Origin of the sequence: Pseudomonas sp. B7 (genome assembly GCF_016735645.1) — a bacterium.
In the GTDB taxonomy this organism is placed as follows: Bacteria; Pseudomonadota; Gammaproteobacteria; order Pseudomonadales; family Pseudomonadaceae; genus Aquipseudomonas; species Aquipseudomonas glycinae.
In genome coordinates, this window is the sequence record NZ_JAERRE010000002.1 from 342,840 (window position 1) to 362,616 (window position 19,777).

A 19,777-nucleotide genomic window follows, 5' to 3' on the forward strand; every position below is an offset into this window, starting at 1 on the left:
GGTCAGCGGGTGATGCCGCGGGTCGACGACTGGATGGAGTCACGGAACATCGCGACTTCCGGGAACTGTGCAGACGGCTCGGCCAGCTCGGCCAGCGCCTGCTCGACGGTCAGGCCCTGGCGATACACCGTTTTGTACGCACGGCGCAGGGCGTGAATGGCGTCTTCGCTGAAACCACGACGACGCATGCCTTCGAAGTTCATGCTGCGCGCTTCGGCCGGGTTGCCGAATACGGTGACGAACGCCGGAACGTCCTTGCCGATCGCCGTGCCCATGCCGGAAAAGCTGTGGGCGCCGATGTGGCAATACTGATGCACCAGGGTGAAACCGGACAGGATTGCCCAGTCATCAACGTGCACATGGCCGGCCAGCGCGGTGTTGTTGACCAGGATGCAGTGGTTGCCGATGACGCTGTCATGTCCGATGTGGGCATAGGCCATGATCAGGTTGTGATCACCCAGGGTCGTTTCGGAACGATCCTGAACGGTGCCACGATGAATCGTCACGCCTTCGCGGATGACGTTGTGGTCACCGATCACCAGGCGGGTTTCTTCGCCCTTGTATTTCAGGTCCGGCGTGTCTTCGCCTACCGAGGAAAACTGGTAGATGCGGTTGTGCTTGCCGATACGGGTCGGACCTTTGAGGATCACGTGTGGCCCGATGACCGTTCCCTCGCCGATTTCCACACCTGCACCGATGATCGACCACGGGCCGACCTCGACGCCATCGGCCAGGACGGCCGATGGATCGATGATTGCGCGAGGGTCAATCAAACTCATAGCTTGCGTTCCGCACAGATGATTTCAGCCGAGCAGACCGGTTTGCCATCGACCGAAGCCTGGCATTCGAACTTCCAGATCTGACGCTTGCAACTGATGAACTTGGCTTCGAGGATCAACTGATCGCCCGGCAGCACTGGCTGGCGGAAACGCAGTTTGTCGGAGCCAACGAAGTAATAAAGGGTGCCGTCGGCCGGTTTCACGTCAAGCATCTTGAAACCGAGGATCCCGGCAGCCTGAGCCATGGCTTCGATGATCAGCACGCCCGGCATGATCGGGTGCGCCGGGAAGTGACCGTTGAAGAACGGCTCGTTGATGCTGACATTCTTGTAGGCGCGAATGCGCTTGCCTTCCGTATCCAGCTCCACTACCCGATCCACCAGCAGGAACGGGTAACGGTGAGGCAGGTATTCGCGAATCTCGTTGATGTCCATCATTTCGGGGGGAAGCCTATGTAAAGATTGGGAGCGCGACTGACGCGCACTCCTCTAGCAAATCAAGGAGGCAGTCCAGAGGCTGTGCACACTTGATATGGAAATGGTATCAGCCTTCAGATGAAGCATTACCGTCGGGGGTCACTTCCCCGGACCGCTTTTCCAGCTGTTTCAAACGTCGCGCGATGTCATCGAGCTGACGAATACGGGCCGCGCTTTTGCGCCATTCGGCCGCAGGTTGCATAGCTGTGCCGGAAGAATAGGCACCCGGCTCGGTAATCGAGTGGGTCACCATGGTCATCCCGGTCAGGAATACGTTGTCGCAAATATCGATGTGCCCTACCAGGCCAACACCCCCGGCGAGCATGCAGTGCTTGCCGATTTTGGTGCTGCCGGAAATCCCCACGCACGCGGCCATGGCGGTGTGGTCACCGACCTGCACGTTGTGGGCGATCTGAATCTGGTTGTCGAGCTTCACACCATTGCCGATCACGGTATCGGCCAGCGCACCGCGGTCGATGGCAGTGTTCACGCCAATCTCCACATCGTCACCGATGGTCACGCCGCCGATCTGGGCGATCTTCTGCCAAACACCCTTCTCGTTGGCAAAACCGAAGCCTTCACCGCCGAGCACGGCGCCGGACTGGATCACCACCCGCTTGCCGATCCGCACATCGTGATACAGCGTGACTCGCGGGGCCAGCCAGCCGCCCTCGCCGATTTCGCTGCGGGCTCCGACAACGCAATGCGCGCCGAGTGTCACATCTGCGCCGATTCGAGCACCGGCTTCGATCACAACGAAGGGACCGACACTGGCGCTCGGATCGACCACGGCATCCTCGGCAATCACCGCCGTCGGATGAATGCCGGCAGTGGCCTTGGGCTTCGGATCGAATAGATGGGAAATGCGTGCGTAAGCCAGATAAGGATCCGGCACCACCAGCGCATTACCGGCATAACCTTCCGCGTCGGCAGCCTTGAGCAACAGGGCTGCGGCTTGCGTGCCAGCCAGGTATTTACGGTATTGGGGGTTTGCCAGAAAGCTCAACTGAGCTGGGCCAGCCTCCTGCAAGGTGGCTAGCCCAGTGATTTGCTTCTCGGGGTCGCCACTCAGGGTGGCGCCGAGGAACTCGGCCAACTGGCCGAGCTTGATAGTCACGGTCATGGGTTACTTCAGCTGATTCATGCGCTCGATAACCTGGCGCGTGATGTCGTACTGAGGTTTGACATCGATCACTGCGCCACGCTCGAACACCAGGTCAAAACCACCTTTCTTGATGACTTCTTCCACTGCGCTATCCAGTTTCGGCTTCAGTTGCTTGAGCATTTCGCGGTCGGCAACGGCCTTGGCTTCGTTCAGTTCCTTGGACTGGAACTGGAAGTCACGAGCCTTTTGCTTGAACTCAAGCTCCAGACGCTCGCGCTCGCCTTGCTGCATCTTGTCGCCACCGGCCATCAGACGATCCTGAATGCCCTTGGCGCTGCTTTCCAGGGTCTTGAGCTTGGTCAGTTGCGGACCGAATTTCTTCTCGGCATCCACGGCGTACTTCTTGGCCGCGTCGGATTCCAGCAGCGCCATCTGATAGTTCAGAACGGCAATTTTCATGTCGGCAAATGCCGGGCCTGCCACCAGTACGGAGGCCAGGAGAACCAATTGAGTCAACTTACGCACGATGCACTCCTACAAAATCCATTGTCGTTGTCTTGGGTCAGACGCTTAGAACGTCTGGCCGAGGGAGAATTGGAACACTTGAGTTTCAGCGTCATCCGGTTTCTTGATCGGCATCGCCAGTGCAAAGCTCAGCGGGCCCAGCGCAGTGACCCAGGTCACACCGACACCGACGGAGCTGGCCATGTTGCTGAGGCTGATGTCGTTGCATTGGGTGGCAGAAGTCGAGCCGACAGTCGCGTTGGTGGTCTTCTCGCACTTGGAGTCGAATACGTTACCCACATCCCAGAATACCGAAGTACGCAGGGAACGCTGATCCTTGACGAATGGCAGCGGGAACAACACCTCGACACCACCCTGGATCAACACGTTACCACCGAACGGCAGCGGATCCTGATCCGGGTCACGCAACGTACCAGCGTTACCGGTCACATCCGCACCACGGCTAGGGGTACTGCGCGGACCCAGGGTGCTGTCCTTGAAGCCACGTACCGAGTTGAAACCACCAGCATAGTAGTTTTCATAGAACGGCAAGCCATCGGTCGAACCGTAACCGTCGCCATAACCCAGCTCGGTGTGCAGGCGCATGGTGTAGTTTTCGCTCAGTGGCTGGAACAACTGGCCACGGTAATCGAGCTTGAAGAACGACAGGTCGCTGCCTGGAATCGTGGTTTCCAGGGTCAGGCTCTGGGAACGACCACGGGTTGGCAATACACCCTTGTTCAGGGTGGATTCGGACCAGCCGGCCGAAGCCTTGAAGTTCAGGTAGTTGTCGCCTTCACGCTTAACGAAGTCGAAAATCTCGTCAACGGTGTATTGACCGGTCTTGATCTTGTCCTGTTGAGCGGACAGACCAAAGGTCAGACGCGAAGTCTCGCTGATCGGGTAGCCCACGTTCACGCCGGCGCCCAGGCTGTCTACCGCGTAGCTAGCTACGTCGACGTCAAGGTCTTTGTAGTCGGTGGTGCGGTAGAACGCGTTGTAACCCAGGCTCACGCCATCGGCGGTCCAGTAGGGGTCAACGTAGCCAAAGTTGTAGCGGCTCTGGTATTCGCTGCGGGTCAGGCCGACGCTGACGCGGTTACCGGTACCGAGGAAGTTGTTCTGGGTGATCGAACCACCGAGGATCAGACCGGCACTTTGGGCGAAACCGACGCTGGCGGTGATCGAACCGGAGGCCTGCTCTTCCACGCTGTAGTTCACGTCAACCTGGTCGTCGACACCTGGCACGGCCGGGGTTTCGACGTTGACCTCTTTAAAGAAGCCCAGACGCTCCAGACGGGTCTTGGACTGATCGATCAGGTAAGTAGAAGCCCAGCCACCTTCCATCTGACGCATTTCACGGCGCAGCACTTCGTCCTCGGACTTGGTGTTGCCACGGAAGTTGATGCGGTTGACGTAGGCACGCTTGCCCGGATCGACGGCAAACAGGATATCGACGGTGTGATCTTCGTCATGCGGTTGTGGCACGCCGTTAACGTTGGCGAAGGTGTAACCCTCGTTACCCAGACGCCGGGTGATCAGTTCGGAAGTGGTGGTCATCAGCTTGCGCGAGAACACCTGGCCTTTCTGCACCAGCAACAGGGACTTGACCTGATCTTCAGGAACCTTCAGGTCACCGCTGAGCTTGACGTCACGAACGGTGTACTTCTCGCCTTCGTTGACGTTGACAGTGATGTAGACGTGCTTCTTGTCCGGGGTGATGGACACCTGGGTCGAAGCAATATCCATGTTGATATAGCCGCGGTCCAGGTAGTAGGAACGCAGACGCTCCAGGTCACCGGACAGTTTTTCACGGGCGTACTTGTCGTCGTTCTTGAAGAACGACAGCCAGTTGGTGGTTTTCAGTTCGAACAGGTCGGTCAGGTCTTCCTCGGGGAAAACCGTGTTGCCCACCACGTTGATATGCTGAATGGCAGCGACGGTGCCTTCGTTGATCTTCACTTTCAGGCCGACACGGTTGCGCGGCTGCGAGACCACTTCGGTATCGACGGTAGCCGAGTAACGACCTTGTGCAACGTACTGACGTTGCAGCTCGTTACGCACGCCTTCAAGGGTCGCGCGCTGGAAGATCTCGCCTTCGGCCAGACCGGATTGCTTGAGGCCTTTCATCAGGTCTTCGGTAGAGATCGCCTTGTTGCCTTCGATCTCGATGCTGGCGACCGAGGGACGTTCGACGACAGTGATCACCAGAACGTTGCCTTCGCGGCCCAGCTGGATATCTTGAAAGAAACCGGTTTTGAACAACGCACGAGTGGATTCCACCAGGCGACGATCATCCGCCTGCTCGCCGACGTTCAACGGCAAGGCACCAAAGACGCTACCCGCGGAGACCCGCTGGAGGCCATTGACGCGAATATCAGAGATAGTGAAGGACTCGGCGTGAACTTCGGCGATCATCAATACGGTGAGAACCGCAGTTAGCAGCAGACGTTTCATGAAGTCCTTTCTTATTCCAACTGGCAATAAACAAACTGCCGCAAAATGCGGCAGATTCGCAATTCAGCGAAGCGTTACAGACGACCCAGATCGTTGACCAGAGCAAGCAACATCACCCCGACCACCAAACTGATACCGATCTGTATCCCCCAACCTTGCACCCGATCCGACAAGGGACGACCACGCGCCCACTCGATCAGATAAAACAACAAATGCCCCCCATCCAGTACAGGAATGGGCAGCAAATTCAGAACCCCCAGGCTAATACTCAGATAAGCAAGGAAATTCAGGAAATCAGCGACGCCCGACTGGGCAGAAGCGCCCGCCACTTTAGCAATGGTTATCGGTCCACTCAAGTTTTTTACCGAGAGCTCGCCGAAGAGCATTTTCTTCAGTGAATCCAGCGTCAGGACGCTCATGGTCCAGGTACGACGGGCACCCTCGCCAATCGCCGCCAAAGGACCGTAGCTGACCTCGCGGATCATTTCCGGTGGCCAGTCGACAGCCTTGACGCCCGCCCCCAGGTAACCGCTTGGCGACTTCTTCTCGCCACGTGCAGCCAATGTCACAGGGACGTCGATTTGAACACCGTCGCGCTCGACGCGCAGCACGATTTTGGTATCAGGACGCGTACGAACGGTGTCGACCACCTGCTGCCAGTCATCCAGCGCCTTGCCATCCAGTGTCAGCAGACGATCGCCGGTTTTCAGCCCGGCTGCCTGGGCCGGACCTTTGGGATCAAGTTCGGCCAGCACCGGCGGCAATGCCGGGCGCCAAGGGCGAATGCCGAGAGAGCGAATCGGATCCGGCTCGTCAGCCCCCTTGAGCCATTTATCGAGTGCCAGTTCACGAGGCGAATCAGCCGTAGAGCCCTGCTCGCGCACCAGTACCTGCAAGGAACCGCTTTCCCCGAGACGTCGCACCAACTGCAGGTTGACCGCCGCCCAGCCCGAGGTCGGCTCGCCGTCGATCGCGACGATTTCCTGACCGGCGCTCAGCCCAGCCGTAGCGGCGATGCTGCCGGACTCCACCGAACCGATGACCGGGCGAATCTGTTCGCTGCCGAGCATCGCCAGCACCCAGAAGAACACCAGCGCAAGCAGGAAGTTGGCCACAGGGCCGGCCGCGACGATGGCGATACGCTGACGTACGGACTTGCGATTGAATGACTGATGAAGCTGATCGGCCGGTACTTCGCCTTCGCGCTCATCAAGCATTTTGACGTAGCCACCCAGCGGAATGGCCGCGACCACGAACTCGGTGCCCTGCTTGTCATGCCAGCGCAGCAGCGGCATGCCGAAGCCCACGGAGAAACGCAGAACCTTGACGCCACAGCGACGCGCGACCCAGAAATGGCCGAATTCGTGAAAGGTGACCAGCACACCCAGAGCGATCAGGGTGCCGGCAATCATATAGAGCGCGCTCATCTACTTTCTCCGCAATCCTGTCCAGTGCCGCGTGAAGCCATGTATTGCAAGACCTATCGGCCGTGACGACTCAACCACTGCCCGGCCAATGTCCGGGCAGTCGCGTCAGCGGCGAATACCGCATCGAGATTGTCCAGGGCCACCACAGGCTCGAGATTCAAGACTTCCTCGATGATACTCGCGATTTCCAGGTAGCGAACCCGTCCGTCGAGAAACGCGGCCACCGCCACTTCATTCGCCGCATTGAGCATGGCCGGGGCGCTGTTTCCCGCCTCGGCCGCCTGCCGCGCAAGCCGAAGGCACGGGAAGCGCTCTTCGTCGGGCGCTTCGAAATCCAGGCGTGCTACAGCGAATAGATCCAGCGGCGCCACGCCCGAGTCAATGCGCTCAGGCCAGGCCAGGGCATTGGCAATCGGCGTGCGCATGTCGGGATTGCCCAACTGCGCCAGCACCGAACCGTCCACATAATCGACCAGCGAATGAATCACGCTTTGTGGATGAATCACCACTTCGACTTGCGAAGGCTTGGCATCGAACAACCAGCAGGCTTCGATCAATTCGAGCCCTTTGTTCATCATGCTGGCCGAATCCACGGAGATCTTGCGGCCCATCGACCAGTTCGGGTGGGCACAGGCCTGGTCCGGTGAAACATGCGCCAGTTCGGCCATTGGCGTCTGCCGGAAAGGGCCACCGGAGGCCGTCAGCAAAATCCGACGGACCCCGACATTGCTCAACCCGCGAGCAAAGTCCTGCGGCATACACTGGAAAATCGCGTTGTGCTCGCTGTCGATCGGCAACAGGACCGAACCGCTCTTGCGCACCGCCTGCATGAACAAGGCGCCGGACATGACCAGCGCTTCCTTGTTGGCCAGAAGAATCTTCTTGCCCGCCTCGACAGCCGCCAGAGTCGGGCGCAAACCCGCCGCGCCGACAATGGCCGCCATGACGGCATCCACCTCAGGCGCAGCAGCGACCTGACACAAGCCTTCCTCGCCAACCAGCACCTGCGTCGACAGGCCAGCGGCTCGTAAATCGTCCTGCAGGTTGCGAGCAGCACCGGCCTCCGGCACTACCGCATATTCAGGAAGATGACGGACACACAGGGCAAACAGTTCGCTCAGACGGGTAAAACCGCTCAGGGCGAAAGCCTGATAACGATCCGGATGCCGGGCGATAACGTCCAGCGTACTCAGACCGATCGATCCGGTCGCGCCCAGGACGGTAATCTGCTGTGGGCGACTCACGATGCCGCCATCCACAACAGCACCGCAAAGACCGGGATCGCCGCCGTCAGACTGTCGATGCGATCCAGCACGCCACCATGCCCCGGCAGCAGATTACTGCTGTCCTTGATGCCGGACTGGCGCTTGAACATGCTTTCGGTCAGATCACCCACCACAGAGATGAAGACAATCACCGCTGCACCGATCAACCCCTTGAACAGTTGCGCCACCGTCCAGTCACGGAACAGTGCGACCAGCGTGGTGATGACCAGGCTCAGCGCCAGACCGCCATACACGCCTTCCCAACTTTTGCCGGGACTGACTTGCGGCGCCAGCTTGCGCTTGCCGAATGCACGACCGGAGAAGTACGCCCCGATATCAGCCCCCCAGACCAGCACCATCACCGCCATGATCAACCAGTTACCGAGCGGGTACTGCTTGATCAGCACCAGCCCCTGCCAGGCGGGCAACAGAATCAGCAAACCAATCACCAGTTTGCTGGCGGCACTGGACCAGCGCTCGCTGGAACGCGGGTACGTCAGCACCAGCCAGGTCGCCAATGCCCACCAGATTACCGAAGCACCCAGCACCCAAGGCGCCAGCCCCGGAAAGATATACATGACAAACAGCATCAGCGCGACGACCGCCGCGTAGCCGACACGAAATGCCTGCGCGGTGAAACCGGCCAGACGCGCCCACTCCCAGGCACCCAGACTCACGACCAGACCGATGAACAGGGCAAAACCGGAACCCTCGAGCAGGAAAAATCCGCCCAGAGCGATCGGCAACAGAATCAGTGCAGTGATGATGCGTTGTTTAAGCATTAAACCCGGGCTCCAGCTTCGACCTGCTCGCTCGTTTTACCGAAGCGACGCTGGCGCAAAGCGAAATCGGCCAGCGCATTGCGCATGGCTTCGTGTTTGAAGTCCGGCCAGAACAGGTCGGAGAAGTACAACTCGGCGTAAGCCAACTGCCACAAGAGGAAGTTGCTGATGCGATGCTCGCCGCCGGTGCGGATGCACAGGTCGGGCAACGGCAGATCACCAGTGACCAGACAGGTCTGCAGCAGATCCGGCGTGATGTCTTCCGGTCGCAGATGACCCGCCTGAACTTCACGCGCCAGACGCTGCGCCGCTTGCGCAATGTCCCACTGACCGCCGTAATTGGCGGCGATCTGCAGAATGAAGCGGTTGGCACCAGCGGTCATCGCTTCTGCTTCACGCATGGCTGCCTGAAGCTCGGGATGAAACCGCGTACGGTCGCCGATGATGCGCAGACTGATGTTGTTGTCGTTCAGGCGCTTGGCTTCACGACGCAGCGCCTTGAAGAACAGGTCCATCAAGGCGCTGACCTCGTCAGCCGGACGCTGCCAGTTTTCACTGGAAAAGGCGAACAGGGTGAGCACTTCGACCTTGGCCTCGGCACACACCTCGATCACCGCCCGCACAGCATCCACGCCAGCCTTATGCCCGGCGACACCCGGCATAAAGCGTTTTTTCGCCCAGCGATTATTGCCATCCATGATGATCGCGACATGGCGCGGCACCGTGGACGGCGCAGTCTGCTTGGTCTTGTCCATTTAAAACTCGACCCTTATACGGCCATCAGGTCTTTTTCTTTCTCGGCCAGCTTGGCGTCGATTTCAGCCACGAACTTCTTGGTCAGATCGTCGATCTCGCCTGCGGCGCGACGCTCTTCGTCTTCGCTGATTTCCTTTTCCTTGACCAGATCCTTCAGGGAGCTGTTCGCATCGCGACGGATGTTGCGCACGGCAACACGGGCGTCTTCTGCCACGTCACGCGCCTGCTTGGTGAAACCGCGACGGGTTTCTTCGGTCAGGGCCGGCATGCTGATCAGCAGCAGCTCACCCAGGTTGGTCGGGTTCAGATTCAGACCTGCACTGCCGATAGCCTTGTCGACGGCGCCCAGCATGTTGCGCTCGAACGCAACGACTTGCAGGGTACGAGCGTCCTTGACGGTGATGTTGGCCACTTGCTTGATCGGGGTGTCAGCGCCGTAGTAAGGCACCATCACACCCTCCAGGATGCTTGGGTGCGCCTGACCGGTGCGGATACGACCGAAGTTGTGAGCCAGGGACTCAACGGACTTCGTCATGCGCTCTTTAGCGTCTTTCTTGATTTCGTTGATCATTGTTGGACTTCCTCGATCAGAGTGCCTTCAGCGCCACCATGCACGATGTTCAGCAGGGCGCCCGGCTTGTTCATGTTAAATACGCGCAGCGGCATCTTGTGATCGCGGCACAGGCAGATAGCCGTCAGATCCATTACACCCAGCTTGCGATCCAGTACTTCATCGTAGGTCAGATGATCGAACTTCTCGGCATGCGGGTCTTTGAACGGGTCAGCGGTGTAGACGCCATCAACCTTGGTCGCCTTGAGCACGACGTCCGCGTCGATTTCAATGGCGCGCAGGCAGGCTGCCGAATCCGTGGTAAAGAACGGATTGCCGGTACCGGCCGCGAAAATCACCACGTCCTTGGAGTTCAGATGACGCATGGCCTTGCGACGGTCATAGTGATCGGTCACACCAACCATCGAGATGGCCGACATCACGATCGCCGAGATATTGGCACGTTCCAGCGCGTCGCGCATGGCCAGGGCGTTCATCACAGTGGCCAGCATGCCCATGTGGTCGCCCGTGACCCGATCCATGCCGGCCTTGCTCAGCGCTTCACCGCGGAACAGGTTGCCACCACCGATCACCAGACCGACCTGAACGCCGATACCGACCAGTTGGCCGACTTCCAGCGCCATGCGATCCAGCACTTTCGGATCGATCCCGAACTCTTCCGAGCCCATCAGGGCCTCGCCGCTAAGCTTGAGTAGAATGCGTTTATAGCGAGCCTGATAACCACTGCCCTGCTGAGCCATTGCGAATCTCTCCTGCGGCGTATTTTAAAAATTCTTTGCGAGCTGTTTACAGCTGGCGTTCACTCTAGCTTGGCGCTGCTTCAGCGCCATCGGAACATGGCTTTGTAAGTCAGTTCCAAGGGGAAACCAATTAAAAATTGGTAACCCTATCTGAAAAGAGGCTGCGCGCGTGAGCGGGCAGCCTCTTTCGGGCGACAGTTGAAAAACCGTCTTATTGCTTGGCGGCAGCCAGCTGAGCAGCAACTTCTTCAGCGAAGTTGTCGACCGGCTTCTCGATGCCTTCGCCTACTTTGAAGTAGGTGAAGGAAACGATTTCAGCGCCGCCTTTCTTGGCCAGCTCGCCAACCTTGATTTCAGGGTTCTTGACGAACGCCTGCTCAACCAGGCTCGCTTCTGCCAGGAACTTGCTGATACGGCCCTTGACCATGTTCTCAACAATGTTTTCTGGCTTGCCTTTGATTTTTTCTTCGTTCAGCTGCAGGAACACAGCCTTTTCACGCTCGATCGCTTCGTCGGAGACTTGCGAAGGCAGCAGGAACTCAGGGTTGCTTGCAGCAACGTGCATTGCGATGTCTTTGGCCAGCTCGACGTCGCCACCTTTCAGGACAACAGCAACACCGATCTTGTTGCCGTGCAGGTAGGTGCCGACTACGTCGCCTTCTACGCGCACCAGGCGACGGATGTTGACGTTCTCGCCTACTTTGGCAACCAGTGCTTCGCGAGCGGCTTCTTGAGCAGCGATCAGCGGAGCTGCGTCGGTCAGCTTGTCAGCGAATGCTTTGTCAACGCTGGCAGCAACGAAGTTTTTGAAGTCGTCTTGCAGAGCCAGGAAGTCGGTCTGCGAGTTGACTTCGATCAGAACGGCAGCCTTGCCGTCGTCCTTGATGGCGATAGCGCCTTCAGCGGCAACGTTGCCAGCTTTCTTGGCAGCCTTGATGGCGCCCGAAGCACGCATGTCATCAATGGCTTTTTCGATGTCGCCGCCAGCCTTTTCCAGGGCTTTCTTGCAATCCATCATGCCTTCGCCGGTACGCTCGCGCAGTTCTTTGACCAACGCTGCAGTAATTGCTGCCATTTTAAAATTCCTCTTGGATAGGTTTTCAACCATTCCACCCGATCGAACGGGCGTTCAATTCTTCCCGAGCCACCTTGTAGCCGCTGCACGTTACAGATGCTGTAGCTGCGCTGCCGACAAATGGTTTTCAAGGTGGCAAAAAGGGGGCCAAGCCCCCTTTTTGCTTACTGAGTCAACGCCAGGGCGTCAATTACTCAGCTGCAGCCTGAGTTTCTTCAGCTGCGAATTCTACAGTACCGCCAGCAACGTTGTTGCGACCGCGGATCACTGCGTCAGCCATCGAACCCATGTACAGCTGGATAGCGCGGATTGCGTCATCGTTGCCTGGGATGATGTAATCAACGCCTTCCGGGCTGCTGTTGGTATCGACAACGCCGATGACCGGGATGCCCAGCTTGTTGGCTTCGGTGATCGCGATGCGCTCGTGGTCAACGTCGATCACGAACAGTGCGTCTGGCAGACCGCCCATGTCCTTGATGCCGCCCAGGGAGCGATCCAGCTTCTCAAGATCGCGAGTGCGCATCAGCGCTTCTTTCTTGGTCAGCTTGGCGAAAGTACCGTCTTCGGCTTGTACTTCAAGGTCACGCAGACGCTTGATGGAAGCACGGATGGTCTTGAAGTTGGTCAGCATGCCGCCCAACCAGCGGTGATCGACGTACGGCGAACCGCAACGTGCTGCTTCTTCAGCAACGATCTTGCCAGCGGAACGCTTGGTGCCGACGAACAGAATCTTGTTTTTGCCCTGGGCCAGACGCTCTACGAAAGTCAGAGCTTCGTTGAACATTGGCAGGGTTTTTTCAAGGTTGATGATGTGAATCTTGTTACGCGCGCCGAAAATGTACTTGCCCATTTTCGGATTCCAGTAACGGGTTTGGTGACCGAAGTGCACACCGGCCTTCAGCATATCGCGCATGTTGACTTGGGACATGATAGTTCCTTGATAAGTCGGGTTGGGCCTCCACGTATCCCAATGACCAACCATTGATCCGAGGATCAAAGGCACCCAGGCCATCGTGTCGACACGTGTGTGGGTTAATGCTCCCGGGGCTATCCCCGGAAAGCGGCGCATTTTATACCACAGGGACGACGCAAACGGAACCCGGAATCTGCAATCGCGTCAGGGACATGCGCGCCAGCCCCTTGGAATCGGGACAATGCACCGTATTGTATAGAGTGAAGCGATGCACGCAGGCGCGGATTTGCGCCTTTGGTCTGTTAGAATCGCATTTTTCGGGGCCGCCAAATCAACAGCTGCGCCCCTGTTCGTATCAGCAAGCGCCGCCGAGCGCAGAGAGAGTCTGTATGACCGTCACCCTCAAAACTCCCGAGGACATCGCTGGCATGCGTGTCGCCGGCAAACTGGCCGCCGATGTGCTGGAAATGATTGCCGAACACGTAAAACCGGGCGTGACCACCGATGAGCTGAACCAGATCTGCCACGACTATATCGTCGACGTGCAGAAAGCCATCCCTGCCCCGCTCAACTACAAGGGCTACCCGAAGTCGATCTGTACCTCGATCAACCATGTGGTCTGCCACGGCATCCCGAACGACAAGCCGCTGAAAAACGGCGACACCCTGAACATCGACGTCACCGTGATCAAGGACGGCTACCACGGCGACACCAGCCGCATGTTCCACGTCGGCACCGTGCCGGTCTGGGCCGAGCGCCTGTCGCAGGTCACCCAGGAGTGCATGTACAAGGCGATCGAAATCGTCAAACCCGGCTGCCGCCTCGGTGACATCGGCGAAATCATCCAGAAGCACGCGGAAAAGAACGGCTTCTCGGTGGTGCGCGAGTTCTGCGGCCATGGCATCGGCAAGGTATTCCACGAAGAACCGCAAATCCTGCACTACGGTCGCGCCGGCACCGGCATGGAACTGAAGGCTGGCATGACCTTTACCATCGAACCGATGATCAACCAGGGCAAGGCCGACACCAAAGTACTGGGCGACGGCTGGACCGCGATCACCAAGGATCGCAAGCTGTCAGCACAGTGGGAACACACTTTGCTTGTCACCGACACCGGCTACGAGATCTTCACCCTGCGCAGCGACGACACCATCCCGCGCATCTCGGCCTGACCCAGACACCGTTCCCAGCCTATAGAAGGAAAGCCAATCGATGCCGCAGGTGGATCCCGAACTCTTTGACCGCGGCCAGTTCCAGGCTGAACTGGCCCTGAAAGCGAGTCCCATCGCGGCGTTCAAGAAGGCGATCCGCCAGGCCCGCGAAGTGCTCGATGCACGCTTTCGGGCCGGTCGCGACATCCGCCGGCTGATCGAAGACCGGGCGTGGTTCGTCGACAACATCCTGCAAAAGGCCTGGGACCAGTTCGACTGGAGCGAAGACGCCGACATCGCGCTGGTCGCGGTCGGCGGCTACGGTCGCGGTGAGCTGCACCCCTACTCCGACATCGACCTGCTGATCCTGCTGGACAGCGCCGATCACGAAATCTTCCGCGATTCCATCGAGCGCTTTCTGACGCTGCTCTGGGATATCGGCCTGGAAGTCGGTCAGAGCGTTCGCTCGGTCGACGAATGCGCCGAAGAGGCCCGCGCCGACCTGACGGTGGTCACCAACCTGATGGAAAGCCGCACCATCTGCGGCCCCGAGCGCCTGCGCCAGCGCATGCTCGATGTCACCAGCACTGCGCACATGTGGCCAAGCAAGGATTTCTTTCTGGCCAAGCGCGCCGAGCAGAAGGCTCGCCACCACAAGTACAACGACACCGAATACAACCTGGAACCCAACGTCAAAGGCTCGCCCGGCGGACTACGGGATATTCAGACAATTCTGTGGGTAGCCCGTCGTCAGTACGGCACCCTGAACCTGCGCGCCCTGGCCGGCGAAGGCTTTCTGGTCGAGAGTGAAAACGCCTTGCTCGCGTCCTCCCAGGAATTCCTCTGGAAGGTGCGTTACGCCCTGCACATGCTGGCCGGTCGCTCCGAGGACCGCCTGCTGTTCGATCACCAGCGCACCATTGCCGGGCTGCTGGGGTTTGAAGGCGACGACGCCAAACAGGCCGTCGAAAACTTCATGCAGCAGTATTTCCGGGTGGTGATGAGCATCGCCCAGCTCAGCGACCTGATCATTCAGCACTTCGAGGAAGTCATCCTCGCCCCGGAAGACGAAGCGCCGCCGCAGCCGATCAACTCGCGCTTCCAGCTGCACGACGGTTACATCGAGGCACGCAACGACAACGTGTTCCGCCGCACGCCGTTCGCCATGCTCGAGATCTTCGTGCTGATGGCCCAGCAGCCGGAAATCAAAGGCGTACGCGCCGACACCATTCGTCTGCTGCGGGAAAACCGTCACCTGATCGACGACAACTTCCGCAACGACATCCGCAACACCAGCCTGTTCATCGAGCTGTTCAAGTGCAAGATCGGCATCCACCGCAACCTGCGGCGGATGAACCGTTACGGCATTCTCGGGCGCTATCTGCCGGAGTTCGGCTTCATCGTCGGGCAGATGCAGCATGACCTGTTCCACATCTATACGGTCGATGCGCACACCCTTAACCTGATCAAACACCTGCGCAAGTTGCAGTACACCCAGGTGTCGGAGAAATTCCCGCTGGCCGCCAAGCTCATGGCCAAACTGCCGAAGCCTGAACTCATTTATATGGCTGGCCTGTATCACGACATCGGCAAGGGCCGGCATGGCGATCACTCGGAAATTGGCGCAGTGGATGCCGAGGCGTTCTGCCAGCGCCACCAACTGCCGGTGTGGGACAGCCGCCTGATCGTGTGGCTGGTGCAGAACCACCTGGTGATGTCGACCACCGCCCAGCGCAAGGATTTGTCCGACCCGCAGGTAATCCATGACTTCGCGCTGGCGGTTGGTGACGAAACCCGTCTCGACTACCTGTACGTCCTGACCGTGGCCGACATCAATGCGACCAACCCGACCCTCTGGAACTCGTGGCGTGCCAGCCTGTTGCGCCAGCTCTACACCGAAACCAAGCGTGCCCTGCGCCGTGGACTGGAGAATCCGGTGGATCGCGAAGAGCAGATCCGCCAGACCCAGAGCGCAGCGCTGGACATACTGGTACGCGGCGGCACCGATCCGGATGACGTCGAGCAATTGTGGGCGCAACTGGGTGACGACTACTTCCTGCGTCACACCGCCGGCGATGTGGCCTGGCACACCGACGCCATCCTTCAGCAACCGGCTGACGGCGGTCCGCTGGTGCTGATCAAGGAAACCACCCAACGCGAATTCGAGGGTGGCACGCAGATCTTCATCTATGCGCCGGACCAGCACGACTTCTTCGCCGTGACCGTGGCCGCGATGGACCAGCTCAACCTGAACATTCACGATGCCCGGGTCATCACGTCCAGCAGCCAGTTCACCCTCGACACCTACATCGTGCTCGACACCGATGGCGACTCGATCGGCGACAATCCGGTCCGGGTCAAGCAGATTCGCGACGGCCTGACCGAAGCCCTGCGCAACCCGGCCGACTACCCGACGATCATTCAGCGTCGAGTGCCGCGCCAGCTCAAGCATTTCGCGTTCGCCCCGCAGGTGACGATCCACAACGATGCCCAGCGCCCGGTGACGGTGCTGGAACTCACGGCACCCGATCGCCCGGGCCTGCTGGCACGGGTCGGCGGGATTTTCCTCGAATTCGACCTGTCGCTGCAGAACGCCAAGATCGCCACCCTGGGCGAGCGGGTGGAAGACGTGTTCTTCATCACCGACGCCCACAATCAACCGCTGTCCGACCCGCTGCTGTGCAGCCGTTTGCAGGATGCAATCGTCGAACAGCTGAGCGTCAATCAGGAACCCGATATCAAACTGTCGCGCATCAGCATTTGATTGCGCGCCCGGATTCAACCGCTTTGCACGAGATCCCGCACCGATGAACAACGCTCTGTCCCAGCTTCAGCCCTACCCGTTCGAAAAGCTCCGCGCCCTGCTCGGCAGCGTCACGCCAAACCCGGACAAGCGCCCGATCGCGCTGTCCATTGGCGAACCGAAGCATCGCTCGCCAAGCTTTGTCGCCGAGGCGCTGGCGAACAATTTGGAGCAGATGGCGGTGTACCCGACCACCCTCGGCATCCCGGCCCTGCGCGAAGCCATCGCGGCTTGGTGCGAACGTCGTTTCAACGTGCCGAGCGGCTGGATCGACCCGGCGCGCAACGTGCTGCCGGTCAACGGCACCCGTGAAGCGCTGTTCGCTTTCACCCAGACCGTGGTCAATCGTGGCGACGACGCGCTGGTGGTCAGCCCGAATCCGTTCTATCAGATCTACGAAGGCGCGGCGTTTCTCGCCGGCGCCAAGCCGCACTACCTGCCATGCCTGGACGAGAACGGCTTCAACCCGGACTTCGACGCGGTATCGCCTGACATCTGGAAGCGCTGCCAGATCCTGTTCCTGTGCTCGCCGGGCAACCCGACCGGCGCGCTGATTCCGGTCGACGTGCTGAAAAAGCTCATTGCCCTGGCCGACGAATACGACTTCGTGATCGCCGCCGACGAGTGCTACAGCGAGCTGTACTTCGACGAACAGACCCCGCCGCCGGGCCTGCTCAGCGCCTGCGCCGATCTGGGTCGCAAGGACTTCAAGCGTTGCGTGGTGTTCCACAGCCTGTCCAAGCGCTCGAACCTGCCGGGCCTGCGCTCCGGTTTTGTCGCCGGCGATGCCGACATCCTCAAGGGCTTCCTGCTGTACCGCACCTACCACGGCTGCGCGATGCCGGTTCAAACCCAACTGGCCAGCGTCGCCGCATGGAATGACGAAGTGCATGTTCGCGCCAACCGTGCGCTGTACCGCGAAAAATTCGATGCCGTGCTGGCGATCCTCAGCCCGGTGATGGATGTGCAGCGTCCGGATGGCAGCTTCTACCTGTGGCCGAATGTGCAAGGTGACGATGCCGCGTTCTGCCGGGATCTGTTTGCTGAAGAGCACGTGACTGTGGTGCCGGGTTCGTATCTGTCGCGGGACGTCGATGGCGTCAATCCGGGCGCCGGGCGCGTGCGCATGGCGCTGGTAGCCCCCTTGGCGGAGTGCGTGGAAGCGGCCGAGCGCATTCGCGATTTCGTCTTGCGCCATAAGTAATCGCTCACGCCCGTGCCGGGCAATCCGGCACGGGCGATCAAACATGACGTAACACTTCCCCCGCTTTTTCTACCCCACCTTTACGCTGGCCCGACGTTAGTCTTGAGTCGCGTCATTCTGCGCATCACCCAAAATCAATCTGCAACTTCATGGAAGAAGTAAATAATGAAAGAACTTCTGGATTGCCAACTGATTCAATGGCCTGACAACCAGGCGGCTTACATCGCCGCCATCAACGAGAACCCGGCGAATGCCGGCACCCAAAGCACAGCAGGCTCTCGCCGCAAACGCTCTGTGGTCAACTATTCGAAACTCTGGGCAAATGGCCGAACATTGAAAATTGCTTTCATGGACGCACCCAACGCCGATCATAAGACAAGGATTATCAACGCGGCTCGTAAATGGCTGGCTTATATCAACCTGACATTCGAATTCGTCGAAGATCTGAAAGGCGATATTCGCATCGCAACCCGAAACAATGACAACAGTTCAATGCTGGGTACCGATGCCCTGTTGATACATCCCGACCATCCAACGATGAATCTGGGCGTCAAACCAGAGCATCCCGATTTCGAGACCATCGTGATCCACGAGTTCGGCCATGCACTGGGCGCCCTGCATGAACATCAGCACCCTCAAGCCAATATTCCGTGGGACAAACCCAAGGTTTACGAGTTTTACCGGAATCGGGAAATGAATCCGCTGACTCACGAACAGGTCGACCGCAACCTGTTCGCGACCTTCGATACGCTGGATGCGATTTATACGAACTACGACAGGCGTTCGATCATGCACCATCCTGTATCGAACGATTTGACCATCGGCAACTGGGAAGTACCGACAAACCGCAAGATCAGTAAAAAAGACAAACAATTGATGAAGCTGCTTTATCCAAAATAATTCGGAAACCTCAAACTAAAAAGTTTGCCAGGTGCAACGCCTGGCAAACTTGAATTGAAAACACACAACCTTACATCAAACAACTTTCACAAACTAACATCTACCACTAACTTCAACACCACCCGAACCCATCGAGCTCCGGGAAATTCAACTATCAATTCTACAAGCAAGGACACTTGAACATGAATCCGACTTTCACCGCCCCCCGTCGTAAAAAACGTGCAATTGGCAAACCGGCTCACTTCTGGACACCGGGTCAAACATTACGCATTGCCTTCTTAAACGGCGACCAGCCGTTCAAGGACGCGGTCAAGGCTGCTGCCAGCGAATGGCTGTCGTACATCAATTTGAACTTTGATTTCGTCGAGGGTGAATCGGGAGATATCCGAATCAGCAGCGAGCCCGGGATTTACTGGTCGATGATTGGCACCCACGCACTGCTGATCGAGGACGGCCCGACCATGAGGCTGTCGCCGGATCTGCAGGCACCGGCGTTTTTCGCCGCCAACGTCATGCACGAGTTCGGGCATGCGCTGGGGGCCGAGCATGAGCACCTGCATCCGGAATCGAACATCCCCTGGAACAAGGCAGCGGTCTATGCCGCGCACTGGGTCAAAGAAAACGCCGACGAAGACGATTACGCCCGCCGGTCTGTCGATGAACGCTACTTCAACCTGCTCGATGCCAGCGATTTCGACTATTCACCCTACGATCCGAAATCGATCATGCACTACGCCGTGCGTCAGGACTGGACTCACGGCGACTTCAAGATTGATCTGAATCTGGAGCTCAGTGAAAAGGACAAGACGTTCATGTCGAAAGCCTACCCCTACCCTGCTGAACAAGCGGAGTAACCCATTCGGACCAAC

The 19,777-nt window shown here is 58.6% G+C and carries 18 protein-coding genes; 5 read left to right on the top strand and 13 right to left on the bottom strand.

Annotation, left to right across the window (positions count from 1 at the left end; translation table 11 throughout):
• Positions 1-2: 2 nt before the first annotated feature.
• The 13 genes from lpxA to rpsB form a co-directional block, all read right to left on the bottom strand.
• Positions 3-779: an acyl-ACP--UDP-N-acetylglucosamine O-acyltransferase gene (lpxA, locus tag JKA62_RS06485; protein ID WP_007954792.1), complete on the bottom strand. Its 777-nt coding sequence runs from the start codon at positions 777-779 to the stop codon at positions 3-5.
• Positions 776-1,216, bottom strand: coding sequence for a 3-hydroxyacyl-ACP dehydratase FabZ (gene fabZ, locus JKA62_RS06490; RefSeq protein ID WP_003222142.1), 441 nt, complete (start codon positions 1,214-1,216; stop codon positions 776-778). Before fabZ ends, lpxA begins: the two co-directional genes overlap by 4 nt.
• Positions 1,217-1,322: 106 nt before the next feature.
• Positions 1,323-2,378, bottom strand: coding sequence for a UDP-3-O-(3-hydroxymyristoyl)glucosamine N-acyltransferase (gene lpxD / locus JKA62_RS06495; RefSeq protein WP_011332690.1), 1,056 nt, complete (start codon positions 2,376-2,378; stop codon positions 1,323-1,325).
• Positions 2,379-2,381: 3 nt separating this feature from the next.
• Entirely contained in the window at positions 2,382-2,885 is a 504-nt protein-coding gene (locus tag JKA62_RS06500; protein WP_003222140.1) for an OmpH family outer membrane protein, read from the bottom strand.
• Between the two features lie 45 nt (positions 2,886-2,930).
• Positions 2,931-5,321 carry an outer membrane protein assembly factor BamA gene (gene bamA, locus JKA62_RS06505; protein ID WP_011332689.1) on the bottom strand — a complete coding sequence of 797 codons (2,391 nt, stop codon included), beginning with the start codon at positions 5,319-5,321 and terminating at the stop codon, positions 2,931-2,933.
• 74 nt (positions 5,322-5,395) lie between these two features.
• Positions 5,396-6,748 carry a sigma E protease regulator RseP gene (gene rseP / locus JKA62_RS06510; RefSeq protein ID WP_011332688.1) on the bottom strand — a complete coding sequence of 451 codons (1,353 nt, stop codon included), beginning with the start codon at positions 6,746-6,748 and terminating at the stop codon, positions 5,396-5,398.
• A gap of 53 nt (positions 6,749-6,801) precedes the next feature.
• A complete protein-coding gene (ispC, locus tag JKA62_RS06515; protein WP_201816927.1) occupies positions 6,802-7,992 on the bottom strand; it encodes a 1-deoxy-D-xylulose-5-phosphate reductoisomerase in 1,191 nt (396 codons plus the stop codon).
• Entirely contained in the window at positions 7,989-8,795 is an 807-nt protein-coding gene (locus JKA62_RS06520; protein ID WP_201816928.1) for a phosphatidate cytidylyltransferase, read from the bottom strand. Before JKA62_RS06520 ends, ispC begins: the two co-directional genes overlap by 4 nt.
• Entirely contained in the window at positions 8,795-9,550 is a 756-nt protein-coding gene (gene uppS, locus JKA62_RS06525) for a polyprenyl diphosphate synthase (RefSeq protein ID WP_064379010.1), read from the bottom strand. Before uppS ends, JKA62_RS06520 begins: the two co-directional genes overlap by 1 nt.
• A 14-nt stretch (positions 9,551-9,564) precedes the next feature.
• The gene (frr, locus tag JKA62_RS06530; RefSeq protein WP_011332684.1) at positions 9,565-10,122 is read right to left on the bottom strand and encodes a ribosome recycling factor; all 558 of its coding nucleotides are present in this window, start codon (positions 10,120-10,122) and stop codon (positions 9,565-9,567) included.
• On the bottom strand, positions 10,119-10,862 hold the full coding sequence (gene pyrH / locus JKA62_RS06535) for a UMP kinase (RefSeq protein WP_011332683.1): 744 nt from the start codon (positions 10,860-10,862) through the stop codon (positions 10,119-10,121). The genes frr and pyrH overlap by 4 nt, the downstream gene beginning before the upstream one ends.
• 211 nt (positions 10,863-11,073) lie before the next feature.
• Positions 11,074-11,937 (bottom strand): translation elongation factor Ts, encoded by an 864-nt coding sequence (tsf, locus tag JKA62_RS06540; protein WP_011332682.1) that lies wholly within the window; start codon positions 11,935-11,937, stop codon positions 11,074-11,076.
• A 190-nt stretch (positions 11,938-12,127) separates the two neighbouring features.
• Entirely contained in the window at positions 12,128-12,865 is a 738-nt protein-coding gene (rpsB, locus tag JKA62_RS06545) for a 30S ribosomal protein S2 (RefSeq protein WP_008052780.1), read from the bottom strand.
• Positions 12,866-13,239: 374 nt separating this feature from the next.
• Here rpsB and map point away from each other — a divergent pair, with 374 nt between their 5' ends.
• The 5 genes from map (at position 13,240) to JKA62_RS06570 (ending at position 19,762) form a co-directional block, all read left to right on the top strand.
• A complete protein-coding gene (map, locus tag JKA62_RS06550) occupies positions 13,240-14,022 on the top strand; it encodes a type I methionyl aminopeptidase (RefSeq protein ID WP_011332681.1) in 783 nt (260 codons plus the stop codon).
• 40 nt (positions 14,023-14,062) lie between these two features.
• Positions 14,063-16,765, top strand: a complete 2,703-nt coding sequence (locus tag JKA62_RS06555; protein WP_007954768.1) for a [protein-PII] uridylyltransferase — start codon at positions 14,063-14,065, stop codon at positions 16,763-16,765.
• 43 nt (positions 16,766-16,808) lie between these two features.
• Positions 16,809-18,008: a succinyldiaminopimelate transaminase gene (gene dapC, locus JKA62_RS06560; protein WP_108559814.1), complete on the top strand. Its 1,200-nt coding sequence runs from the start codon at positions 16,809-16,811 to the stop codon at positions 18,006-18,008.
• Between the two features lie 165 nt (positions 18,009-18,173).
• Positions 18,174-18,908 (top strand): M12 family metallopeptidase, encoded by a 735-nt coding sequence (locus tag JKA62_RS06565; protein WP_201816931.1) that lies wholly within the window; start codon positions 18,174-18,176, stop codon positions 18,906-18,908.
• A 182-nt stretch (positions 18,909-19,090) separates the two neighbouring features.
• On the top strand, positions 19,091-19,762 hold the full coding sequence (locus JKA62_RS06570) for a hypothetical protein (protein ID WP_201816933.1): 672 nt from the start codon (positions 19,091-19,093) through the stop codon (positions 19,760-19,762).
• Positions 19,763-19,777: the final 15 nt, after the last annotated feature.

Coding starts and splice junctions, on each gene's coding strand:
- lpxA (WP_007954792.1), bottom strand. CDS start 779: ATGAGTTTGATTGACCCTCGCGCAATCATCGATCCATCGGCCGTCCTG.
- fabZ (WP_003222142.1), bottom strand. CDS start 1,216: ATGATGGACATCAACGAGATTCGCGAATACCTGCCTCACCGTTACCCG.
- lpxD (WP_011332690.1), bottom strand. CDS start 2,378: ATGACCGTGACTATCAAGCTCGGCCAGTTGGCCGAGTTCCTCGGCGCC.
- bamA (WP_011332689.1), bottom strand. CDS start 5,321: ATGAAACGTCTGCTGCTAACTGCGGTTCTCACCGTATTGATGATCGCC.
- rseP (WP_011332688.1), bottom strand. CDS start 6,748: ATGAGCGCGCTCTATATGATTGCCGGCACCCTGATCGCTCTGGGTGTG.
- JKA62_RS06520 (WP_201816928.1), bottom strand. CDS start 8,795: ATGCTTAAACAACGCATCATCACTGCACTGATTCTGTTGCCGATCGCT.
- uppS (WP_064379010.1), bottom strand. CDS start 9,550: ATGGACAAGACCAAGCAGACTGCGCCGTCCACGGTGCCGCGCCATGTC.
- frr (WP_011332684.1), bottom strand. CDS start 10,122: ATGATCAACGAAATCAAGAAAGACGCTAAAGAGCGCATGACGAAGTCC.
- pyrH (WP_011332683.1), bottom strand. CDS start 10,862: ATGGCTCAGCAGGGCAGTGGTTATCAGGCTCGCTATAAACGCATTCTA.
- tsf (WP_011332682.1), bottom strand. CDS start 11,937: ATGGCAGCAATTACTGCAGCGTTGGTCAAAGAACTGCGCGAGCGTACC.
- rpsB (WP_008052780.1), bottom strand. CDS start 12,865: ATGTCCCAAGTCAACATGCGCGATATGCTGAAGGCCGGTGTGCACTTC.
- map (WP_011332681.1), top strand. CDS start 13,240: ATGACCGTCACCCTCAAAACTCCCGAGGACATCGCTGGCATGCGTGTC.
- JKA62_RS06555 (WP_007954768.1), top strand. CDS start 14,063: ATGCCGCAGGTGGATCCCGAACTCTTTGACCGCGGCCAGTTCCAGGCT.
- dapC (WP_108559814.1), top strand. CDS start 16,809: ATGAACAACGCTCTGTCCCAGCTTCAGCCCTACCCGTTCGAAAAGCTC.
- JKA62_RS06565 (WP_201816931.1), top strand. CDS start 18,174: ATGAAAGAACTTCTGGATTGCCAACTGATTCAATGGCCTGACAACCAG.
- JKA62_RS06570 (WP_201816933.1), top strand. CDS start 19,091: ATGAATCCGACTTTCACCGCCCCCCGTCGTAAAAAACGTGCAATTGGC.